Annotated in this window: 20 protein-coding genes; 8 read left to right on the top strand and 12 right to left on the bottom strand. The window is 57.9% G+C overall.

From position 1 onward, the window contains the following. Positions 1-85: 85 nt before the first annotated feature. Positions 86-544: a pyridoxal-dependent decarboxylase gene (locus VG146_04015; GenBank protein ID HEV2391511.1), complete on the top strand. Its 459-nt coding sequence runs from the start codon at positions 86-88 to the stop codon at positions 542-544. Positions 545-782: 238 nt separating this feature from the next. Here the strand turns inward: VG146_04015 and VG146_04010 are convergent, their stop codons facing one another. After that, positions 783-2,198, bottom strand: coding sequence for a Gfo/Idh/MocA family oxidoreductase (locus tag VG146_04010; GenBank protein HEV2391510.1), 1,416 nt, complete (start codon positions 2,196-2,198; stop codon positions 783-785). 220 nt (positions 2,199-2,418) lie between these two features. Here VG146_04010 and VG146_04005 point away from each other — a divergent pair, with 220 nt between their 5' ends. From VG146_04005 to glgA, 3 genes are all read left to right on the top strand, one after another. Further along, entirely contained in the window at positions 2,419-2,904 is a 486-nt protein-coding gene (locus tag VG146_04005; GenBank protein HEV2391509.1) for an MOSC domain-containing protein, read from the top strand. A gap of 205 nt (positions 2,905-3,109) precedes the next feature. Beyond that, entirely contained in the window at positions 3,110-4,414 is a 1,305-nt protein-coding gene (gene serS, locus VG146_04000; protein ID HEV2391508.1) for a serine--tRNA ligase, read from the top strand. A 23-nt stretch (positions 4,415-4,437) separates the two neighbouring features. Next, on the top strand, positions 4,438-5,916 hold the full coding sequence (glgA, locus tag VG146_03995) for a glycogen synthase GlgA (GenBank protein ID HEV2391507.1): 1,479 nt from the start codon (positions 4,438-4,440) through the stop codon (positions 5,914-5,916). On the opposite strand, the gene VG146_03990 is transcribed toward glgA, so the two are convergent. From VG146_03990 to VG146_03980, 3 genes are read right to left on the bottom strand one after another with little or no spacing between them, the layout of a single operon-like run. Next, positions 5,862-6,212 (bottom strand): DUF481 domain-containing protein, encoded by a 351-nt coding sequence (locus VG146_03990; GenBank protein HEV2391506.1) that lies wholly within the window; start codon positions 6,210-6,212, stop codon positions 5,862-5,864. The two genes, glgA and VG146_03990, sit on opposite strands and share 55 nt — an antisense overlap. After that, entirely contained in the window at positions 6,199-6,639 is a 441-nt protein-coding gene (locus VG146_03985; GenBank protein ID HEV2391505.1) for a hypothetical protein, read from the bottom strand. The genes VG146_03990 and VG146_03985 overlap by 14 nt, the downstream gene beginning before the upstream one ends. A gap of 33 nt (positions 6,640-6,672) precedes the next feature. Beyond that, positions 6,673-7,995, bottom strand: a complete 1,323-nt coding sequence (locus tag VG146_03980; protein HEV2391504.1) for a Gfo/Idh/MocA family oxidoreductase — start codon at positions 7,993-7,995, stop codon at positions 6,673-6,675. A 212-nt stretch (positions 7,996-8,207) separates the two neighbouring features. Between VG146_03980 and VG146_03975 the strand changes: the two genes are divergently transcribed. Both VG146_03975 and VG146_03970 read left to right on the top strand, forming a co-directional pair. Continuing rightward, on the top strand, positions 8,208-9,233 hold the full coding sequence (locus tag VG146_03975) for an SDR family oxidoreductase (protein ID HEV2391503.1): 1,026 nt from the start codon (positions 8,208-8,210) through the stop codon (positions 9,231-9,233). Between the two features lie 38 nt (positions 9,234-9,271). Then, complete coding sequence (locus VG146_03970) at positions 9,272-12,394, top strand: FAD-binding and (Fe-S)-binding domain-containing protein (protein HEV2391502.1); 3,123 nt, start codon at positions 9,272-9,274, stop codon at positions 12,392-12,394. Between the two features lie 59 nt (positions 12,395-12,453). On the opposite strand, the gene VG146_03965 is transcribed toward VG146_03970, so the two are convergent. Both VG146_03965 and VG146_03960 read right to left on the bottom strand, forming a co-directional pair. After that, entirely contained in the window at positions 12,454-12,969 is a 516-nt protein-coding gene (locus tag VG146_03965; protein HEV2391501.1) for a hypothetical protein, read from the bottom strand. 2 nt (positions 12,970-12,971) lie between these two features. Continuing rightward, on the bottom strand, positions 12,972-14,309 hold the full coding sequence (locus VG146_03960) for a PilT/PilU family type 4a pilus ATPase (GenBank protein HEV2391500.1): 1,338 nt from the start codon (positions 14,307-14,309) through the stop codon (positions 12,972-12,974). Positions 14,310-14,650: 341 nt separating this feature from the next. On the opposite strand from VG146_03960, the gene VG146_03955 reads away from it, so the two are divergent. Beyond that, positions 14,651-15,079 (top strand): MarR family transcriptional regulator, encoded by a 429-nt coding sequence (locus VG146_03955; GenBank protein ID HEV2391499.1) that lies wholly within the window; start codon positions 14,651-14,653, stop codon positions 15,077-15,079. A gap of 19 nt (positions 15,080-15,098) precedes the next feature. On the opposite strand, the gene VG146_03950 is transcribed toward VG146_03955, so the two are convergent. Together VG146_03950 and VG146_03945 are read right to left on the bottom strand one after the other, a co-directional pair. Continuing rightward, on the bottom strand, positions 15,099-15,821 hold the full coding sequence (locus tag VG146_03950; protein HEV2391498.1) for a Crp/Fnr family transcriptional regulator: 723 nt from the start codon (positions 15,819-15,821) through the stop codon (positions 15,099-15,101). Between the two features lie 146 nt (positions 15,822-15,967). Next, positions 15,968-16,156 (bottom strand): putative zinc-binding protein, encoded by a 189-nt coding sequence (locus tag VG146_03945; GenBank protein HEV2391497.1) that lies wholly within the window; start codon positions 16,154-16,156, stop codon positions 15,968-15,970. A 157-nt stretch (positions 16,157-16,313) separates the two neighbouring features. Between VG146_03945 and VG146_03940 the strand changes: the two genes are divergently transcribed. Then, complete coding sequence (locus tag VG146_03940; GenBank protein ID HEV2391496.1) at positions 16,314-16,709, top strand: nitrous oxide-stimulated promoter family protein; 396 nt, start codon at positions 16,314-16,316, stop codon at positions 16,707-16,709. A 251-nt stretch (positions 16,710-16,960) separates the two neighbouring features. Here the strand turns inward: VG146_03940 and VG146_03935 are convergent, their stop codons facing one another. The 4 genes from VG146_03935 to VG146_03920 are packed head-to-tail and all read right to left on the bottom strand — an operon-like array spanning position 16,961 to position 19,564. Next, positions 16,961-17,275, bottom strand: coding sequence for a DUF2249 domain-containing protein (locus VG146_03935; protein ID HEV2391495.1), 315 nt, complete (start codon positions 17,273-17,275; stop codon positions 16,961-16,963). 39 nt (positions 17,276-17,314) lie between these two features. Next, complete coding sequence (locus VG146_03930; protein ID HEV2391494.1) at positions 17,315-17,632, bottom strand: metal-sulfur cluster assembly factor; 318 nt, start codon at positions 17,630-17,632, stop codon at positions 17,315-17,317. Continuing rightward, positions 17,629-19,077, bottom strand: a complete 1,449-nt coding sequence (locus tag VG146_03925) for a cbb3-type cytochrome c oxidase subunit I (protein ID HEV2391493.1) — start codon at positions 19,075-19,077, stop codon at positions 17,629-17,631. The genes VG146_03930 and VG146_03925 overlap by 4 nt, the downstream gene beginning before the upstream one ends. Further along, positions 19,046-19,564: a DUF2249 domain-containing protein gene (locus VG146_03920; protein HEV2391492.1), complete on the bottom strand. Its 519-nt coding sequence runs from the start codon at positions 19,562-19,564 to the stop codon at positions 19,046-19,048. Before VG146_03920 ends, VG146_03925 begins: the two co-directional genes overlap by 32 nt. Positions 19,565-19,566 lie beyond the last annotated feature (2 nt).

Below are 19,566 nucleotides of genomic sequence, written 5' to 3'. Positions count from 1 at the left end.
TCGAAGGGGGACTTATGTTGAGTGGGTATGCGCGCAGACATGCGTGTGATACAGACATACTATCTATATCATGTCAACAGAAAAAATGCGCCTAGAAGCAGTTTTTTCGTCTTTTCAGAAAATTACGTGCGGATCAGGGATAGACTACCGGGATTGGCAGGTGCCGCTGGGCCGGCGCTTTCGCGCGCTCAAGCTCTGGTTTGTTATCCGGCATTATGGAGTGGCCGGGCTGCAGTATCACATCCGCCGCCATATCGCCCTGGCCCAGGAGTTCGCGCGTTGGGTGCGGGCCTCGGCCGATTTTGAATTGCCGGCCCCAGCGCCGTTGAACCTGGTGTGCTTTGACCATCGGGCTGGAGACCAATTTAACCGGCGCCTGTTGGAAAGCCTGAATAGGAGTGGCAAGCTGTACCTGACCCATTCGATCCTGAATGGACGTTATACACTCAGGTTTTGCGTGGGACAGACCCATACCGAAGCGCGGCATGTCAGCGCAGCCTGGAAATCAATCCAGGAAACAGCTCGAAGACTCGCCGCTCTTTAAATGTCAACCCGCGAGGGCTTTGAGCAACTTGAACGCGGTGAAGGGGCCAGGAGTTCGCCGATAACCTCACTCGCGAGCTCGTTCAGTTTCTCTGCGATCTTTGCGGTCTTTCGCGGCTAAAAAATACCCGGGAACCGGAAACAGCCGCAAGAGAACCGCCTTCCTCCTCGTCCTGGTTCGTAGCAGCCGACGTGGTGCCGGCTGCTACGATCTGACGAGAACGAGGACGAGGGCATCCTCAGCTCGCGTTTTGCAAACTCCAGGGCGCCCGGTAGGGGCGGGAGAGCAGTCTGGATGCCTCTTCATCATCGACAATGGTCTCGCTGGTTGAGTCCCATTTGATCTTGCGTCCCACCAGCATGGCAATGAGCCCCAGATGCCCGGGTATGGTCGAGTGATGGCCCGTTTCGGCGGGGGTGATGGTAGGCCTCCGGCTTTTGACACAATCGATAAAGTTCTTCTGGTGATTATCGCTGCGATAGAGCTTGACCTTGTAACGGTCCGGAGGGATTTCGCGGAACCAATCCACGTTGGAGGCGTCGAAGCCGCCGCGGTCCACCCAAACCCAGCCTTCGGTACCGATCCACTTGGCGCCGCTGCGTATATCACTGTAGCCCCCGGCGATAACCATCGCGATGTCCTCCGGGTATTTGCAGTTAATCCGATACTTCGAACAGGTATTCCAGAGTGCATCCTTGGGGGGGAATTCGCCGGTGCCTTCGACTTCGAGCGGGCCCCCCGTTTGGTCCATGTTCAGGCCCCAATGGGCAATGTCGCAATGGTGGCCGATCCAATCCATCAATTGGCCGCCGCCGATATTATAGTTCCAGCGCCAGTTCCTATGGACGCGCGCTTTGATATAGGGTTCCATTTGCGAAGGGCCAATCCACATGTCATAATCCAATTCCGGCGGAGGCTGGCTGACGGCCATGTCCCAGGCGGGCGTTCCCGGAACAACCTTGCTCAGGTCGTTTGGTTTGTCGGGCAGCGTGGCGAGCTTGGCCAGCAGCTCTTTGGAGGTGCCGGCAAAATCAAAATGCCCGCGGGGCAGGCCCACCTCGACGCGCGTGACCTTGCCGATCAAACCGTTGCGGACGATTTCAGCCGCCTTGCGGAAAGGGGCTTGGGAACGTTGCCAGGAGCCCATCTGCCAAATCCGGTTGTTTTGCTCAACGGCCTTCACAATGGCCTGCTGCTCGGCGATGGTGCGAGCCAGAGGTTTCTCGCCGTAAATATCCTTCTTGTTGCGGGCTGCCTCGATTGCGACCAGGGCGTGCCAGGTATCGGGCACCGCCAGCATGACCGCATCGATGTCCTTGCGGGCCATCAGCTCGCGATAATCATGATAACTCTTGCAGTCCTGGTTCTTGTAATGGCCGTTAACCGTATCGACGGCCGATTGAAGGTGGTCCTTATCCAAATCGCATGAGGCCACGACCTGGCATTCCTGAATTCGCAGGAACTCAGCGGTATTGCCGGGCCCCTGCATCCCCCAGCCCACCACTCCCAGGGTGACCCGTTCGGAGGGAGGGGTGTTGCCTTGGAGGCCCAAGGCGCTGGCTGGAATGAGCGTGGGCGCGGCAACAGCGGCCAGCCCGGTGGCGGCAAGGAATTGGCGGCGAGAGATTCCGGATTTCGTGAGCGATGTCTTCATAAGACTAATGACGCCACATAGCCCGGCTAAATTCGAGAAGAAAATTAATGAGGCCATCCCCAATCGACACGGTTGGCGAAGGTTGTCCCAGCCGGCGGGTGCGCGCGCCTGTTCCGGTCGCACTGTAGATCCTTGGGTTTGGCGGCTTGGAAGCCTGATTCGCCTCATTCAAATTGTTTATTGCCCCGGCTGTTTCTCCGGCCCATAATTTCGAGCGTCAATGAACAATGCCGCTGCTGTATCTGGCCGCGTGGCTTCCCTGCACCTGCACCCCAGTGAACCTGGCGAGTGTTTGAAAAGCGTCCAGGAAATCCAACTTATCGAGGCCAAAGGCATTGCTGGCGAACCGCGTTACTTTGGCCGGGTTAGTCGCGAAACGAGCCAGCCCAGCCGGCGCCAGGTCACCTTAATCGAACGGGAGCAAATAGCGGCCCACGCCCACAGCCTGGGACTCGGCTGCATCCCGCCGGGAGCGGTGCGCTCGAATGTCGAGACGACCGGGCTGGACCTGGTCTCTTTGATTGGCCGGCAAATCGAGATCGGAGAGTCGCTTTTGTATGTGTATGGGCCGCGCGAGCCGTGCGCCAAGATGGACGCCATCTGCCAGGGCTTGCGCGAGCGGATGAAGAATAACCGGCAGGGGGTGCTGGCCGAAGTTCGCCGCTCAGGGTGGATTCGTGTGGGCGATGAGATTCGCGTTGCTTAGTTAGAGCCTGTTTGGAAAATGGACGGCTCCCGTTCCTCCTCGTTCTCGTCCTCGTCCTTCGTCCTCGATTTTCCAGTCTTTAAAGAACGAGGACGAGGACGAATGGCGGCAATTCAATTTTTAAAACAGGCTCTTAGGGGCAACCAGCTCCGGGTTTTTTCGGGCTAAACCTTGAACAAAGATTGCTCGCACCTATAATGCGCCGATGCTCGATATCAAACTCATTAGGGAGCGGCCAGATTTTGTGCGTCAACGCCTGGCCACACGCGGGGCAGGGGATGAGGCTTGGGTCGATAAGGTCCTCGATGCAGATCAACGGCGGCGCAAAGTCCTTAACGAAGTCGAAACGCTCAAGGCGCAGCGCAATCGGGTCTCCAAGGAGATCGGCGCGTTGATGAGCCAAAAGCAGCTGGCGGAGGCTGAATCCAAAAAGAAAGAAATGCGGGAAACCGGCGAGCGCATCGCGCAATTGGATAGCCAGGCTGGAGAGTTGGAAACCAGCTTGAGAGGATTGATGTTGCGTGTGCCCAATGTCCCGCACGAATCGGTGCCCGTCGGAAAGACTGCTGAAGAGAATTCGGTCGTCCGGCTTCATGGGGAAAAACCGGTCTTCACTTTCAAACCGAAATCGCACGTCGAGCTTTGCGAGCAGCTTAAATTGGTCGATTTCACTCGCGCGGCGAAGCTGTCCGGGAGCGGATTTGTGCTCTACACGCATTGGGGGGCTAGGCTGGAGCGGGCCTTGATACAGTTTCTGCTGGACCTGCACACCCTGCAGAACGGCTACACGGAAGTCTCGCCGCCATTCATGGTTGGACCGCAATGTCTCGAGGGGGTCGGCCAGTTCCCGAAATTCGCCGATCAATACTACGGGGTGCAGGAGGGCCTCGATGCGGCAACACTCGGAAAGCTCTACCTGATCCCGACTGCCGAGACGCCAGTCGCCAATATTCATCGGGAGGAAATCCTGCCGCAGGGCCAACTGCCGGTCTATTACTGCGCCTACACGCCCTGTTTTCGAGGGGAGGCCGGCGCGGCCGGCGTGGGCACCCGGGGCCTGATCCGGGTCCATCAATTTGATAAAGTCGAGTTGATCAAGATCGTCAAACCCGAGCAGGGGTACATCGAACAAGAGAAAATGCTGGCGGACGCCGAGCGGGTGCTGCAGTTGCTTGGGTTGCATTACCGGGTGGTGCTGCTGTGCACTGGCGATATGAGTTTTGCCAGCGCCAAGACTTATGACATCGAAGTTTGGGCGCCGGGTCAGGCCAGCTATCTCGAAGTTTCGAGCGTTTCCAATTGCGAGGATTTCCAGGCGCGCCGGATGAACCTGCGTTTCAAGACAGAGACAGGCGAGAACCAGTTCCCGCACCTTCTGAACGGCAGCGGCACGGCTCTGGCGCGCCTGTTCGTTGCGCTCATAGAAACCTGCCAACAACCCGATGGGAGCCTCGCCGTACCGCCCCCGCTGCAGGATTATCTCAAAACCAACAGAATCCCCCCTGAATAAGCACCGATTGTTGTTACCGCCCTATGAGGATTCTTCTGGCCAGCAGCGAAATCCATCCTTACTCCAAGACCGGCGGTCTTGCGGATATGGTGGGCGCGCTCGGCAAAACCTTGGCCCGGGCCGGACATCAGGTTGGAATGGTGACTCCCCTGTACCTGGGCGTTCGTGAGCGTTTTCCTGGACTTCAGCCAATCGATCTATCGCTCGATTTCCCTTTGGGCTTGCGCCGGGTCCGGGGCGAGGTCTGGAAATTGGAAACTGCCCCGGGGCTGACGGTCTATTTCATCGATGAACCAGGCTTTTACCAACGCTCGACGTTGTACCAGAAAGACGATGTGGATTACTCAGACAACGCTGAGCGATTCATCTTCTTCTCGAAAGCCGTCGCGCACCTCGGCTTGCATCTGCCTTGGAAACCGGAGTGGGTGCATCTGAACGATTGGCAAACCGGCATGGCGGCGCTGCTGCTGCACCATCAACGGCGCCTGCCGGGCTGGACTGATGCGCCCCGGGTCTGCATGACCGTTCACAACCTGTTCTATCAGGGCCTGTTTCCAGCTTCCCAATACCAGCTTACGAATCTGCCTTGGGACTATTTTGTGCCGGCTGGGGTCGAGTTTTATGGGCAGACCAACTGTCTCAAGGCCGGCATCGCTTACGCCGATTTCATTACGACCGTCAGCCCTCGTTATGCGCGCGAGATTACAACCCAGGAGTTCGGGTGCGGCCTGGATGGTCTGTTGCGAAGCCGCCAGGACCGGCTGCTCGGCATAATCAATGGGGTCGATTACGACGAATGGAATACGGAAAAGAACCCTTATTTGCCTTATCCTTACACGAAGGCGGACCTTGCCGGAAAGGAAGCCGATAAAGCCGAGCTGCAAAAGGAATTCGATTTGCCAGTGGACCCTTCGATTCCGTTATTTGGCAATATCGGCCGGTTGGTCGAGCAGAAAGGGGTCGATATCATGCTGGATGCCCTCGATGAAATGCTCAGCGCCAATATCCAATTCGCGCTCCTGGGCACCGGCTCTGCCGTCTTTCAAAGGGCTTACCAGGACCTGGCCCGCCGCTTCCCGGGCCGCGCCTCCGTGCGCATTGGATTCGACGAGGGCCTGTCCCACCGCGTTGAGGCTGGATGCGATTTTTTCCTGATGCCCTCCCGGTTCGAGCCATGCGGTCTCAACCAGATGTACAGTCTGCGGTATGGAACCATTCCTATCGTGCGCGCCACCGGCGGATTGGATGATACGGTGGTGGATATCAAGGAAGACCCTGCAAAAGCCGACGGCATTAAGTTCTACGAGTACTCCGGTTCCGCGCTGGCCAAGGGACTTCGCAAGGCCATGGCCCTTTATGCCGAAAAGGAACTCCTGCGACATTTTCGCCAGAATGCCATGACCGCAGATTTTTCCTGGGACCGGACCGCAGCGCAATTTGTTGAGGTTTACAGCAACCTGAGATCGTTTTTCAGGCGGCCAGCAGCAGGCTCGTTATTGTAAGTGTCCTGAATGGTCAGGCGCACATCCAGCGACTTGGCTATTGGCGCTGAAACCCCGGCTTCGGCGTTAAGAATCCAATTCTTAAAGTCGTCCACCTGCGGTATCCATTCTGCGTTTTCCCACACCCTGGCCCCGTTGCCGAACTTCTGCTCGAACCGCTCTGCAACGCGCAGGCCCCAGTAGCTATGGTGGTGATCATCGAGCTTTTCGGCCCTCCGTATGCGATTTCTGAATAGGAGACCGTGTTTTCCAAGAGTGTTGTTGTCCGCTTCTGCGCGCTGTTCAAGGGACAGCATAATTCTGGATTACTCGCCCTTCGCCATCCGTCCGCCAGGCCTTCTGGAGCTTCCACGGGGCGCTTTGGGATTCACGCACCACAACATAAAAGTAATCAGATGTGTCTCCCTCCTTCTGAAAGTGGACCGACCGCGAGACCGGATACGGCTCTGATGCCGCCCCGGAAACGGTGCTTCCGTGGGCATCAACAATGCCAGCGTGCATCGTGCCGTGCTCACCTGCCGAAAAGCCCGGCAGCTTCCCGGCTCTGGCCAGTCCTATCAGAAACTCGCCCGCTTGGGCTGTCAGACTAGCCCCAGGCCATTGTTTGAATTCCTCCATCGTGGCAGGCACCTTGGGAACGGGCGGCGCGCGGCGATGCGCCACTGTGTACCAGATAGCGGCTGCCACCAGTAGCATCGCAACGCCAAAACCCACAACCTTCATTCGCCGGGTGCAGAATCAGTTTGTTCCTAGACCTCAGGACTCCATCTTCCATGGCGCCCTGAATGGCCGGGTGAGCAGATGGCTGGCCTCCGGGTCGTCCAGGATGCGTTCGGATGGGACATCCCACTTGAGCTTGCGCTCGACCAGCATCGAAATAAGGCCCAAGTGACCAGGGATTGCCGAGTGGTGGGCCGTCTCGGCCGGGGTGATGGTCGGTTTGCGTGATTTCACGCAGTCGAGGAAATTGCGGTAATGATTGTTGGACACGTACAGGTTGACCTTGCGTAGCTCTTCCGGGAGGTCGCGGTAATCGCGCCAGTCCTCGTTCGAGCCCTCGAAGGCGCCGCGGTCAACCCAAACCCAGCCTTTTGTGCCCGTCCATTTTACACCGCTGCGGACATCAGGGTACCCGCCGGCAATTGTCATCGTGATGTCGCGCGGATATTTAAGCTCGATGCGGTACTTGGTGCAGGTGTTCCAGACGGCGTCCTTGGGTGGGAACTCGCCTCGACCGTCCAATTCGTAAGGGCCGGAGTTATCGAAATCGCAACCCCAATGGGCGATGTCGCAGTGGTGTCCAATCCAATCCATCAACTGGCCGCCGCCGGTATTGTAATTCCAGCGCCAGTTCCGGTGCACTCGGCCTTGAATATAAGGCATCATTTTGGACGGACCAATCCAGAGGTCATAGTCCAGTTCCGGAGGCGGCTCGCTGGGGGTCATGATCTTGGCCACCCCGCCCGAGTTGCGGTTGCCCTCCGGCAGCCCCACATCCACGTGCGTGATATCGCCGATGAGTCCGTTACGAACAATTTCGGCTGCCTTCCGAAACAGGGGCACTGAGCGTTGCCAGGAGCCGGTCTGCCAGATGCGTTGGTTTTCGCTCACAGCACGGACAATGGCCTGCTGTTCGGCAACGGTGTGGGCCAGCGGTTTCTCGCCGTAAATGTCTTTCTTGCTCCGGACGGCTTGGACTGCGAGAAGTTCGTGCCAGTGATCGGGAGCGGCGAGCATGACCGCGTCGATATCGGGGCGGGCCATCAGCTCGCGGAAATCGTGGTGCGGTTTGCAGTCGGTGTTGTTGTAATGGCGGTTGATGATGCCCACCGCATGCGCCAGATGTTCTTTATCGACATCGCAGGCCGCCACCACCTGGCAGTCCTTTTGTTGCAGGAACGCCCGCATATTGGAAGTGCCCATGTTGCCACACCCGACCACGCCCAGCGCAATGCGCTGAGAGGGCGCCGGCGCGCTCCAGCCACGGCTCGGAATCAGGTTGGGCAGTGTTATGGCCGCCCCCGTCCGGGCGAGAAACTGGCGGCGAGTTAATCTGGAAGGATGTTTCGGGCTGCTCATTGCTCGAAATGTATCGGCTGCCAATCCTGGACTCAATTCGGAATTGCGGAGACTCCCAGCCGCTCCGGCCCATCTTGGGCGATGTCCCCATAGCGCAAGACCCCAAGCAGAGCCGATGCTTGAACCGCGGAATGCTCAGGCGGAATTTCTGCTCCAAAAGTGTTTTGTATGGCTTTCGAGAAAGGAAACGTGTCGTGAAAGAGGAGTCCAGCATGAATGATTCAAAGAGGCCGGAGGTAGTCATGATTACCGGCGCATCGGCTGGGGTTGGCCGGGCTACCGCTCAAGCCTTTGCCAAACGCAAGGCACGAATAGGTCTGCTGGCGCGCGGGATCAAAGGGCTCGAGGGGGCGCGCGAAGACGTTCAAAAACTGGGGGGCGAGGCGCTGGTCTTGCCAGCCGATGTGGCCCATCCCGAGCAGGTCGAAGCCGCGGCGCAACAACTCGAGGAGGCCTTCGGCCAAATTGACATCTGGGTCAATGACGCAATGACCTCGGTCTTCGCGCCATTCAAGGAGATTTCGTCGGAGGAGTTTCACCGGGTGACCGAGGTCACTTATCTTGGGACGGTGTACGGCACGATGGCTGCCCTCAAACGCATGCTGCCGCGTAATCGCGGGACCATTGTTCAAGTCGGTTCCGCTTTGGGCCACCGCAGCATCCCTTTGCAGGCGGCTTATTGTGGCGCCAAGGCCGCCATTCGCGGCTTCACCGACTCGCTGCGCTCTGAGTTGATGCATGATAAAAGCCAGGTGCATGTGACCATTGTGGACTTGCCGGCAGTCAACACGCCGCAATTCTCCTGGGCCAAAAGCCGCCTGCCGCACAAGGCGCAACCTGTGCCGCCCATTTACCAGCCCGAAGTTCCCGCCGAGGCTATCTACTGGGCGGCGCACCACCGCCGCCGTGAGCTATTGGTCGGATTACCTACCCTCCAGGCGGTTGAAGGCAACAAGATCATACCCGGACTGCTGGATCGCTACTTGGCCACCAAGGCCTATGCCGCTCAGCAGACTCCTGAACCGCGAGACCCCAACCAACCCGACAACCTCTGGGAGCCCCTCGATGGCGAGCATGGCCGCGATCATGGGGCGCACGGCTCGTTCGATTCCTGTTCGCGTTCCTTTAGCCCTGAAGTTTGGGCATCCAAAAATAGGGAGTGGCTTGGAGTTTTGGTCGCCAGTGTCGTCGGAGTGGGTTTGGGACTGGCGCTGAAGAAAGCCAACGGGAAGAGCTAAGTTTTAGTTCAACGCCAGCCACAAGGGAGGACCTGATTATGTTAGCTGAAACGATTGCCAAGGACCAACGCCGCGTCAGCACGGCTAAGCCGGAACAAAGGTCCGATGTCAATACCGCGCGCCTGGAAGCGGTGCTCAAACGCAAAATCAAGGGCGAAGTTCGCTTTGATGTTGGCAGCCGCGCACTTTACGCGACCGACGGCTCGAATTATCGCCAGGTCCCCATCGGCGTGGTCATCCCACGGGACGAAGAGGATGTCCAGGAAACGGTGGCGGCGTGCCATCAGTTTGAGGCCCCAGTGCTCTGCCGGGGCGGGGGCACCAGCCTGGCTGGCCAATGTTGCAATGTGGCGGTTATCCTGGATTTCACAAAGCACCTGAACCGGATTCTGGAAATCGATCCAACAAGGAAACTGGCCCGCGTGCAACCCGGATGCGTCCTGGACGAACTGCGGCACGCTGCCAGCAAACAACACAAGCTGACCTTTGGCCCCGACCCGGCGACCCATTCCCATTGCGCCATTGGCGGTATGCTGGGCAATAATTCCTGCGGCACCCATTCATTGCTGGCCGGCAAACATGGCTTTGGGTTGCGCACGTCGGATAACACACACGAACTGGATGTGCTCACTTATGACGGTGCCCGCATGAGGGTCGGAGAGACCTCACCCGAGGAGTTGGAGCGCATTATCCGGCGGGGCGGCGCGCAGGGGAAGATTTACAGACAACTCCGGGACCTGCGGGACGAGTACCAGGAGCAACTGCGACATCATTTTCCGAAACTGCCTCGGCGCGTTTCAGGCTATAACATCGACGAGTTGCTGCCGGAGCACCACTTCAACGTGGCCCGCTCCCTGGTGGGTTCCGAGGGGACGCTCGTGACGATCCTCCAAGCGACCTTGCACCTGGTGCCTGACCCTCAAGCCAAAACTCTCCTGGTTTTTGGTTACCCGGACATTTATTCCGCCGCCGATCATCTGATGGAAATCCTCGAACTGCAACCCATCGGCCTCGAAGGCATCGACGAGACCCTCATTCAATGGATGAAGCTCAAAAAGACGCACACCTCAAATCTCAAGTTTCTGCCCGAAGGCAAGGGCTGGCTCTTTGTCTTGTTTGGTGGCGACTCGAAGCAAGACACCGATGCCCAGGCTCGTCGTTGCATGGCCAAACTCGAACATGTCAAAAACCCGCCGTCGGCCAGGCTGTTCGATGAGCCGGAGGAAGAGGAGAAGCTCTGGAAAATTCGGGAAAGCGGCCTCGCTGCTACCGCTTGGGTTCCCAACCATCCCGATAACTGGCCCGGTTTCGAAGATTCCGCTGTGCCGGTGCCAGCGGTAGGGCCTTACCTGCGGGAATTGCGCAAGCTGATGGATAAGTATCAGTACACCGCGTCACTTTATGGCCACCTGGGTCAAGGTTGCATCCACTGCAGAATACCTTTCGACCTCTACACGGCCGACGGTATCAAGGCCTGGAAAAATTTCATGGAGGAAGCCACTGATCTCGTCGTGCGCTACGGTGGCTCCATGTCGGGCGAACACGGCGATGGCCAGGCCCGCGCGCCTTACATTCACAAGATGTTTGGTCCAGAACTCATGCGGGCATTCCGGCAATTTAAACGTATCTGGGACCCGCACTGGAAGATGAATCCGGGCAAGCTCATCGATGCCTACCCGGTCGATGCCAACCTGCGCATCGGTACCGACTACTCCCCCCCGAACCCCAAGACTCATTTCAGCTATCCCGAGGACCACTGGACCTTTGCGCGGGCTGCCTTGCGCTGCGTCGGCGTGGGTGATTGCCGCAAAAAAGGCGGCCAAACAATGTGTCCGAGCTACCAGGTCACTCTGGAAGAAGAACACTGCACCCGGGGCAGGGCCAGGCTGCTATGGGAGATGTTGAACGGGCGTGAACTCAAGGATGGCTGGAAAAGCGAGGCCGTGAAGCATTCGCTGGATTTATGCCTCTCCTGCAAAGGCTGCAAATCCGACTGCCCGGTCAACGTGGATATGGCGACGTACAAGGCAGAATTCCTCTCCCACTATTACGAGGGCCGTCTGCGGCCACGCCATGCCTACGCATTTGGTCTTGTCCATATCTGGTCGCGCCTGGCCGGTGTCGCGCCAACTCTGGTCAACTTGTTCACCCAAACCCCTGTATTGCGAGCTTTTGCCAAATGGGGGGCCGGGATGGCCCCACAGCGCAGCATCCCGCTGTTCGCCCCGCAGAGCTTCAAGGAATGGTTTCGCGCCCGGCGACCGCAGAACCGCCAGGCCCCTCCGGTCCTGCTTTTCGCTGACACCTTCAACAATTACTTCCATACCAGCGTCGCGAAAGCCGCAGTCGAAGTCTTGGAAAATGCCGGTTTCCGCGCGGTTGTGCCGATGCAGGATATGTGTTGCGGCCGGCCCCTCTATGACTACGGCATGTTGACACAAGCCAAATCGTGGCTGGCCGATATTCTTTGCAAACTGCGGCCACAAATCGAAGCCGGCACACCCATGGTCGTCCTCGAACCGAGTTGTTGCGCCGTGTTCCGTGACGAATTGACGAACATCTATCCCAACAATGCAGACGCCAAACGGCTCCACGAACGGACCTTCACCCTTGCGGAGTTCCTACGCCGGTATGCCCCGGATTATCCAGTTCCTCAACTGCACCGTCACGCCTTGGTTCACGGCCATTGCCACCACAAAGCCGTCATGGGAATCCAAGCCGAGCAGGAGGTGCTCAAGGCCATGGGCTTGGATTTCAAAGTCCTCGACTCTGGCTGCTGCGGCATGGCCGGGTCGTTTGGATTCGAAAAAGGCGATCCCTACGAGGTTTCCATAAAATGCGGCGAGAGGGTCTTATTGCCGGAGGTGCGCAATGCCGTCTCCGAAGACCTAATCATCGCGGACGGGTTTAGCTGCAAAACGCAAATCGAGCAAGGCACTGACCGGCGGGCTTTGCATCTGGCCCAGGTCCTCCAATTGGCTTTACGCGAGGGAAGCCAAGGTCCGCAGGGTCAACGGCCCGAAGAGCGGTTCGAGCGTGAACGGCAAGCCGAATTCCGCGCTGCACATATTCGGACCGCGGCTAAACTCGGCGGGGTGGCGGTTGCCGGGTTACTGGCTTGCGCGCTGCTCCGCAGGTGGTCCAAATCAGCTCGTGCCTGATCCCGGACGCCAGCCCCCGTTTTGATTCTCCTGCTAATCGCCACCAGGTTGCCTGATTCTTATGGAGATTGAGTCCCTCCTCGCTGCGGAATCGAGGTGGAAGGAGGCGACTCAATCTGGACCAGGTCGCCCGGTTGGATGGGCACGTCTTCGCCCTTGAGCAGTTGTTGAGGGTCAACCCGAATCGCGCGGCCCGCCCGCACGATGATGATGTCCTTGGGTTCAGGGCCAAAATAGCCGGCGGCCACAAGCGCTTGGGCGAGGGTGAGCCCGGTTGTCCAGGGCACGATGTTGTTGGTGACCTCGCCTCGGATGGTGACGCCCGTGCCGGCGACTTGTTGTTGACGGAAGGCTTGCTGCTCTCCGGCCAGAAAAGCCGCCCGGGCCTGGGCCTTGGCGGTAGCTTTGGACACGCAACCAGCGCAAATGAACGTCAATAGCAAGACCACACCCACATAAACCACGAGCGCCGACCCGACACCTGGCAGGTCTCTGGCGGAGCGCGCCCGCAGTTCAGTGCGCCTCGCGCCGAACTGGAAAGCGGATAGCCGAACCACTTGACCGAACAAAACCATGTTTACTCTCCGGGCCTTTTCAGGATTTTCCCAAACTCACTCTCCACAGGTTCAATCTCGATGCGCTGCGAGGATTTGGACTCGCCGACCGACGGAGCAGGCGCGGCTTTCTTTTCGCCCGACGCTGGCTTTGGCGGGGCCAGGAATGCAGGCAGGACCGGGCCCGGCGCGGCGGTCTCCGGCGGTTCGCTCTCGGCGGATTGCTGGGCCTGGCCGGGGAGGGACCAATTGGTTCGAGTCTCGAGCCACTTGCGGTACCGTTGAAAACTCCACATCCCGTGCTCGGCTCCCGTTTCCAGCGAGGAAGCTATCTTAAAGAAATCCCCGTTCCGGATGAAGTTCTTGACCGCGTGGCTTGCCATGAGAATCTCGCACTCGGGCACGCGGATATTCAGGTCTGGCCGGAACCGCAGCCGCTGTGAAATAACAGCCACCAGGCAGTCAGCCAGTTGGGCGGCGATGCCGTTTTGGATTTCGGCTGGAAATGCGGAAATGACCCGTTGCAGGGCCTCGGCGCAATTCGAGGAGTGAACAGTTGCCATGACCAGGTGCCCGGTCTCCGAGGCGCTCAAGGTCAGGCGCATGGTCTCCGGGTCCCGCATCTCCCCCACCATCAGCACGTCCGGGTCCTCGCGCAAGGCGTCCAGCAGCGCTTGCTCGAAACTGGGCGTGTCTCGCCCGACTTCCCGCTGCCGGATATAGGCGCGGCGCGGGCGAAACGTAAACTCGATGGGGCTTTCAATCGTGACGATGTGGCGTGTATCGGTGAGGTTAATCTCCTGGATGAGGGCGGCCAATGTCGAGGATTTGCCCGAACCGGTGGCGCCACTGACCAGGATCAGCCCGTTATGGTGTTCCACCAGCTTTCTCAGGTCCGGATGCAGGTTCAGCTTTTCGAGCGTCGCCTGGAATGAGGCCAGCAGGCGGATGGCAAATCCAACCCCGCGCGAGCTCTGCAGCACATTAATCCGGCAGCGAACGCCCTGAAGCGTTTTCGACAAATCAAACGAACGCCTTTCCAGGAAGCGCGGCCATTGCTCTTCGCCTATCACGTTGCGGGCCCATTCAACCAGGACCTTGGCCGCCAGCGGTTCTTCAAGCGTGCGCAGCGCCCCTCGCACCCTGATGGCAGCCGGCAATCCGGGTTCCAGATGCAAATCGCTCGCCCCATTATTGGCGGCGGCGCCTACCAATGAGTCCAAATCCATCCCCGCATCATATCCCGCAACCCAACGTCTTGCAAAGCCTGGGTGCAGGCTTGCAGTGAACTTGAATGAACTCCCCTTGCCATAAAGAAAATCAAAATATTGCTTCCGAAGCCGCCGTCCTTCTGATTTCATGCCGCGCTTGTCGGCGCACGTCATTGAAAAAGCTTATCAGGTCATCCGGAGGTCCCAGAGCGGAGACATCAAAAACCCCAGATCGGAAAGCTTTTGACGGACTTTGTTTACCGAGTGCCATGCCGAACAGGGAGAACTACAAGAGGATCTCCAGGGCTTGCTCAAAAACCCCGATTTTTGGGCGGCCGCCTGAATCCGAGGCCCGCGAGGTTTCCCATCCCTCACGTATTCCCTCAATGCGACTGCGTTATTGTGCTCTGTATCCCTGGCGCCGAATATAGCGCGGCAAGCTAATCGTCAAACAGGCGTTGGCTTTGGAGACCCAACTGTTAGGCTCATGAATGATGGCAAGACTGAGACAACTCCTTAAGACGGATTATGAAACGCTAGCAACATTTCGTTATGCGCTTCGGCGATTCATCCGTTTTAGCGAGAGGGCCGCCCAAGCTGCTGGCATCACTCCGCAACAGCATCAGGCGTTGCTGGCCATCAAGGGTTTTCCAGGTAGAGACAAAATCACGGTGGGAGAATTGGCGGAGCGATTACAGCTTCGCCACCACAGCGCAGTTGGGTTGGTTGATCGGTTGATGGTGCAGAAACTGGTCGCGCGTCTGCCGTCTGCCTCGGATCGCCGCCAGGTTCTCATTCAATTGACCAGTCGCGGCGAAGAAGTCTTGGACAAACTTTCCGCTGTCCATCGCGAAGAATTGAAACGAATCGGACCAGAGATCAGCCACTTGCTTGGGCGGCTTGGCCGCACCGAAAAATAGTCGGCAGGTATCGCATCGTCTATTCCCCAAGATTCCGGCGCAGAAGCGCGTGCAGCTTCGCTGGGGACAGAACCACAATAGTTTTGCCTTTCACTGTCAGAAGTTTCTGCTCCCGGAATTTTGCCAGGGTTCGGGACAAGGTTTCACTGACCGTGCCCAATTCCGACGCCAGCACGCGTTTGGCCATCGTGAGTTCAATGCGAACAGGCTGGTCGCTTTGGAGATTGGGGCATCGTTTGACAAGCCAGTTCGCCAAGCGAGTCTCCACGTCTTTGAGAGTCAAATCTTCAAGTTGGCTGACCAGCACCCGCAGATGACTGCTCATGGAGCCGAGCATTCGCAAGGCAAGTTCAGGTTGGCGTTTCAACAACGCCAAGATTCCGTCCTTTTGCACCAACAACACCTGAGTTGATTCCAATGCGCGCGCATCAGCGGGATAGCCGGTTGTCGAGGCCAGCGCCGCTTCGGCAAACGTATCCCCAGCACGGAAAACATGGATAACCTGTTCCTTCCCCGCCGCGTTGACCCGATGGACATTTACCGCGCCGCGCCGCACGACATAAAATCCGTGAGCTGGGTCCCCTTCGTGAAAAAGATAGGCGCCCTTTTCCAGCGTTTTTACGACGGTCACTTCGGCGATGTTTTCCAAATCAGCCGAGGGCAGCCCGGTGAAAAGCTGGCAGCCTCGCAATGAAATGATCATCGCGCTTTTTTTGAATTCGGTCAGTGCAGACACGACCATATTCAAACACCCTTGCGCCAAAAGTAAACCAGCCAGTCGCTACCCTTGCCGCGCTGGACCTTGCTGGCGAAACCGGCGCCAGCCAGCCGCTCGACAAGGCAGAAACGGCGCGACAACAATCAAGCCTTCGTCCGGTTTGAGTGCGTTCACCCGCTTATGGATTTCAGGGAATGGTCGCCGATGCCGGCGAGGCAGGACATCTTTGCCGGGCCGTCGCGCGTGAGATGACGCGCGATGCGGTCGGCGATTTCACCTGCGTCCGAGTAGCCGGAACAGGCATAGACTACGGTGGTTGGTTTGCTTGGGGCTGGTGGACTTGGATTTTCGCTGTTCATAAACTTGTTGTGTTTCCAATAGGACAATTATCGTCCATCCTGGCGGACGCCGATTTGATTTGGATCAATAAATTGTGCCTTTTTCGCGGGCGATAAATTGATCAGAACTTTGACTTGCGTCAACAGGCTTTTGCGATTGGTGTGCGATAATGATGGCATGAAAATTACCGTTGACCAAAGCGCATCGGACACTATCGCCAGCGTCACACGAGAAACCAAACCCATTGCTTTCCCGGACACGCGGCTGAACCGGGAATGGAAGACAATGGAAGTGGTGATAAAAATCTATTGCCGGGATCATCATGGCATGTCGGAGGCGCCATGCCCGGAATGTCAAAGGCTTTTGGATTATGCAGCGGTGCGGCTGGAACGCTGCCGGTTCGGCGCGGAAAAACCGACGTGCGCGAACTGTCCTGTCCATTGCTACCAGCGCGACCGCCGCGAGCAGGTAAAGGCGGTGATGCGTTATGCCGGGCCGCGCATGGTATGGGAACATCCAGTCATGAGCCTGCGCCACTGGCTGGATGGTTTTAGAAAAGCCCCGGAAGTCTGATCCCCGTTCCATCACAACCAGATCAAAAATGAACACGGCGTTCCACTATGCACTATGATCGCGCCGTGGCTTAATGGTTTCCGGTTTTCTTTGACTTTTTCATGGCGACAAAGACGGCCGCCCGTTGTTCGTCATTCAGGATTTGATCCATGGCGGGATAAAGCGCTTCTTCTTCCTGGTGGTTGTGGAGGCGCAGGGCTGTTTCCAAACGCCCCTCTTCGTCGTCGGTCGCAAAGTTGCGACTTCACCACTTAGTGGCGGCAGCCGCAGGCGGATTCCGTTTCGGCCACAGCTTCCTCCGAAGCTTTGAGTTTAGTGATCTTGACGCGGAATTCCTCCGGTCCTTTGACCAGGTGCTCCCAGGTGAACGCTCCGGGCCATTGGGCGGAGAATTGGTAATAGAGCGGTACGGGATCGTGGTCGTTGAGCAGGATGAAATGACCACCGACCGGCAGGTTGAGCCACGTTTGAATAATCAGGCCGTGTTTAACCGAACAGGGGATGGGTCGCACGTCCATGACTTGATCCGGCCCTATTAGGTTTTCGCTTTGCGCTGTTTTGTTCATATATGTGATTAGTTTGTATTTGACTGAGTGTTGTTCATGTTAAAAACTTCCAACGCCGGTGGCATCCCGTCCGAATTTGGTCATCATGGAGGGGTGCCACGGCGGTTCCCAGACCACTTCGACTTCGGCGGACTCCACTCCGGCGAGGTTGAGCAGCGCCTGCTGCGCGCCCCAACGGATGCTTTCGTGCATTGGGCAGCCGGGCGTGGTGAGCGTCATCACCACGGTCGCTTTTTGGCCCGTGATGGAGACCTTGTAAATCAAACCCAGGTCCACAATGTTGCAGCCCAGTTCCGGGTCAATAACCTGACGCAAGGCTTCACGGATGGCCTCTTCGGTGATTTCATTGTTGGTCATGCTGTTTTGGACAAGGTTGAAATTGGCACAGGAAATGGACTTAGTTTGAAATAATGGGAGAGCATTTTGCCGACGTTCAGCGCGAGAGTCGCCACTCCCAGGGCCAGGAAACCGCAACCGATGCGGATGCCTGTTTCGCAGGACAAGACGATGGCTGCACCCGTTACGGCAAGCCCGGTCAGCCAGGCCCAGTAACCCAGCGCTTGCAGCCGGGCGGAATAAAGGTCCGCCAGCGCGGGAACTTTACTGCGGCCGATTTGCCGGCTGTAACGGCCGAACCAGACAAGAAAGGGGATGATTTTGTAGAGCATGCCGGTGATAGCCAAGGTGACCGCTCCGATCAGTCCGAGGAAACCGTAGAGGTTTTCGAGTTGTCCGCTAAATGTGTTCTGCGGCAAAGCGGGCCAGGACAGCACAACCGCCAGTACGGACAGCGGCAATAGCAGCACGATGGCTGTCAAAAAGCACTTGACTCCCCAATCCAGCGCCCGGCGTTTGCGGGCGCGCAGAATGGCCTTGAGTTCCCAGCCGTAAACCGCCAGCGCCGCAACCACCATCAGGGCAAAAACCGGCTTCACCGGACTGTGGCGCAGAATCGTTACGAAAGAACCCGCCAGCCCAACGTTGAGCAGGATGACACTGCCCACCGCACGGCGCTGGTTCTGCACTTCGCTCAGCGTGAACATCGGGATGAGTTTGTAGGATACACCAACGATCAGCATCATAAAGAAACCCACGCCACCCAGATGCGCATGAGCGTGCATAGTGCTGATACCCCCAGAGGGCCTTAGAAAAGCCGTCCCCAACCTTACTCCGTGAAGGAGCGCGGCCACTGTCCCGGTGGGAGACCGTTCGGATCCAAATTCGTATTCGGTGCTTGATTTCGCCGCCGTGATGCAGAGGCCCAGAATTATAGTCAGGCAAATCCAAGCAAGCGCCGCGCTCACAGACGTGGCTGTGACATTCCACTTCGGCACACGCCAAAGGGTTCGCGCGATGTTATACACGAAAAGGCCGACGCCCACCGCCAGCACAGTGCCGAAATGCCCAACTTGTTCCATATTCCAAACCCGAAACATCCAGACCATTCCAACGAATCCCACCACATGAAAGGCAAATTGCCAGCGCGCGAGTTTTTCGCTGTAAAGCTTGGTTTCGAGCGCGACCGGCACCAGTTGATACATCGCCCCCATGACGACGGAGCAAATCCAACCCAGCACAAACAGGTGGGTCGCGGCGATGACGTTCTGGTTGTAGTGGTAGGTGGCAAGGATGCTGGGTTGGATCACGAGCCAGACGATGCCCACGCAGAGCGCGAGCAAACCGGTCAGGGTGAATATCAGCGGTAACGTCACCGAGGGCGCGGTTGCCCCCAAGAGCGGCGCAGCAACAGCCGGACGCGCCGTGGGCGGATTAACGGCTGATATGGGTAAGGAAGCTTCCATCAGATTGTTCTTCGGTTGCCGCAGTGAAACCACGTTCTTCAAGGTGTGGATAGAGATGCATGGGGCGGCGCTCCGTCCGGGCGCGGAGTTCCGCGCCCGCAGGAAGCGCGACCAGAGCTTCAAGAATTTTGATCATGGGTTGCGGTGGCTCAAGTCCCCGGGCGTCCACCTCCACGATTTGCGCGGGAGCCGGTGCAATTCCGTTGCTCTGCCGAACGGGAGAAGACGCCAGCGCGGCTTCCGTCGGGGTTGCGCCTGACTGGCGCGTGAACCGGATTTCCCAATCGCCAGACTCGGTGGCTTGGCCATCGTGGACGAAGCCCTGCTTTTCCAAAACCCGAAACAACGGCACCGGTTCAAAAGGTGCGATCAGCAGCAAACTTTCATCCGCCTGCATCGCGGCGGCGGCTTTCATGATTTTTGAGAACGGTTCACGCCCACAGCGAATGTCATCTCGCACATCCAGGGTTACGGTCTTTTTGTTCATGG

It is taken from the genome of Verrucomicrobiia bacterium (assembly GCA_035946615.1).
Classification (GTDB): domain Bacteria; phylum Verrucomicrobiota; class Verrucomicrobiia; order Limisphaerales; family UBA8199; genus DASYZB01.
The sequence above is the reverse complement of the archived record's forward strand: the minus strand, read 5'-3'. Positions and strand labels throughout refer to the sequence as shown.

What these genes read in the sequence shown, in the direction of transcription:
- VG146_03970 (HEV2391502.1), top strand. Translation starts at nt 9,272, where the DNA reads ATGTTAGCTGAAACGATTGCCAAGGACCAACGCCGCGTCAGCACGGCT.
- VG146_03950 (HEV2391498.1), bottom strand. Translation starts at nt 15,821, where the DNA reads ATGGTCGTGTCTGCACTGACCGAATTCAAAAAAAGCGCGATGATCATT.
- VG146_03955 (HEV2391499.1), top strand. Translation starts at nt 14,651, where the DNA reads ATGATGGCAAGACTGAGACAACTCCTTAAGACGGATTATGAAACGCTA.
- glgA (HEV2391507.1), top strand. Translation starts at nt 4,438, where the DNA reads ATGAGGATTCTTCTGGCCAGCAGCGAAATCCATCCTTACTCCAAGACC.
- VG146_04010 (HEV2391510.1), bottom strand. Translation starts at nt 2,198, where the DNA reads ATGAAGACATCGCTCACGAAATCCGGAATCTCTCGCCGCCAATTCCTT.
- VG146_03960 (HEV2391500.1), bottom strand. Translation starts at nt 14,309, where the DNA reads ATGAAATCAGAAGGACGGCGGCTTCGGAAGCAATATTTTGATTTTCTT.
- VG146_03990 (HEV2391506.1), bottom strand. Translation starts at nt 6,212, where the DNA reads ATGCTGTCCCTTGAACAGCGCGCAGAAGCGGACAACAACACTCTTGGA.
- VG146_03945 (HEV2391497.1), bottom strand. Translation starts at nt 16,156, where the DNA reads ATGAACAGCGAAAATCCAAGTCCACCAGCCCCAAGCAAACCAACCACC.
- VG146_03985 (HEV2391505.1), bottom strand. Translation starts at nt 6,639, where the DNA reads ATGAAGGTTGTGGGTTTTGGCGTTGCGATGCTACTGGTGGCAGCCGCT.
- VG146_03980 (HEV2391504.1), bottom strand. Translation starts at nt 7,995, where the DNA reads ATGAGCAGCCCGAAACATCCTTCCAGATTAACTCGCCGCCAGTTTCTC.
- VG146_03965 (HEV2391501.1), bottom strand. Translation starts at nt 12,969, where the DNA reads ATGGTTTTGTTCGGTCAAGTGGTTCGGCTATCCGCTTTCCAGTTCGGC.
- VG146_03935 (HEV2391495.1), bottom strand. Translation starts at nt 17,275, where the DNA reads ATGAACAAAACAGCGCAAAGCGAAAACCTAATAGGGCCGGATCAAGTC.
- VG146_04005 (HEV2391509.1), top strand. Translation starts at nt 2,419, where the DNA reads ATGAACAATGCCGCTGCTGTATCTGGCCGCGTGGCTTCCCTGCACCTG.
- VG146_03975 (HEV2391503.1), top strand. Translation starts at nt 8,208, where the DNA reads ATGAATGATTCAAAGAGGCCGGAGGTAGTCATGATTACCGGCGCATCG.
- VG146_03920 (HEV2391492.1), bottom strand. Translation starts at nt 19,564, where the DNA reads ATGAACAAAAAGACCGTAACCCTGGATGTGCGAGATGACATTCGCTGT.
- VG146_03940 (HEV2391496.1), top strand. Translation starts at nt 16,314, where the DNA reads ATGAAAATTACCGTTGACCAAAGCGCATCGGACACTATCGCCAGCGTC.
- VG146_03925 (HEV2391493.1), bottom strand. Translation starts at nt 19,077, where the DNA reads ATGGAAGCTTCCTTACCCATATCAGCCGTTAATCCGCCCACGGCGCGT.
- VG146_03930 (HEV2391494.1), bottom strand. Translation starts at nt 17,632, where the DNA reads ATGACCAACAATGAAATCACCGAAGAGGCCATCCGTGAAGCCTTGCGT.
- VG146_04015 (HEV2391511.1), top strand. Translation starts at nt 86, where the DNA reads ATGCGCCTAGAAGCAGTTTTTTCGTCTTTTCAGAAAATTACGTGCGGA.
- serS (HEV2391508.1), top strand. Translation starts at nt 3,110, where the DNA reads ATGCTCGATATCAAACTCATTAGGGAGCGGCCAGATTTTGTGCGTCAA.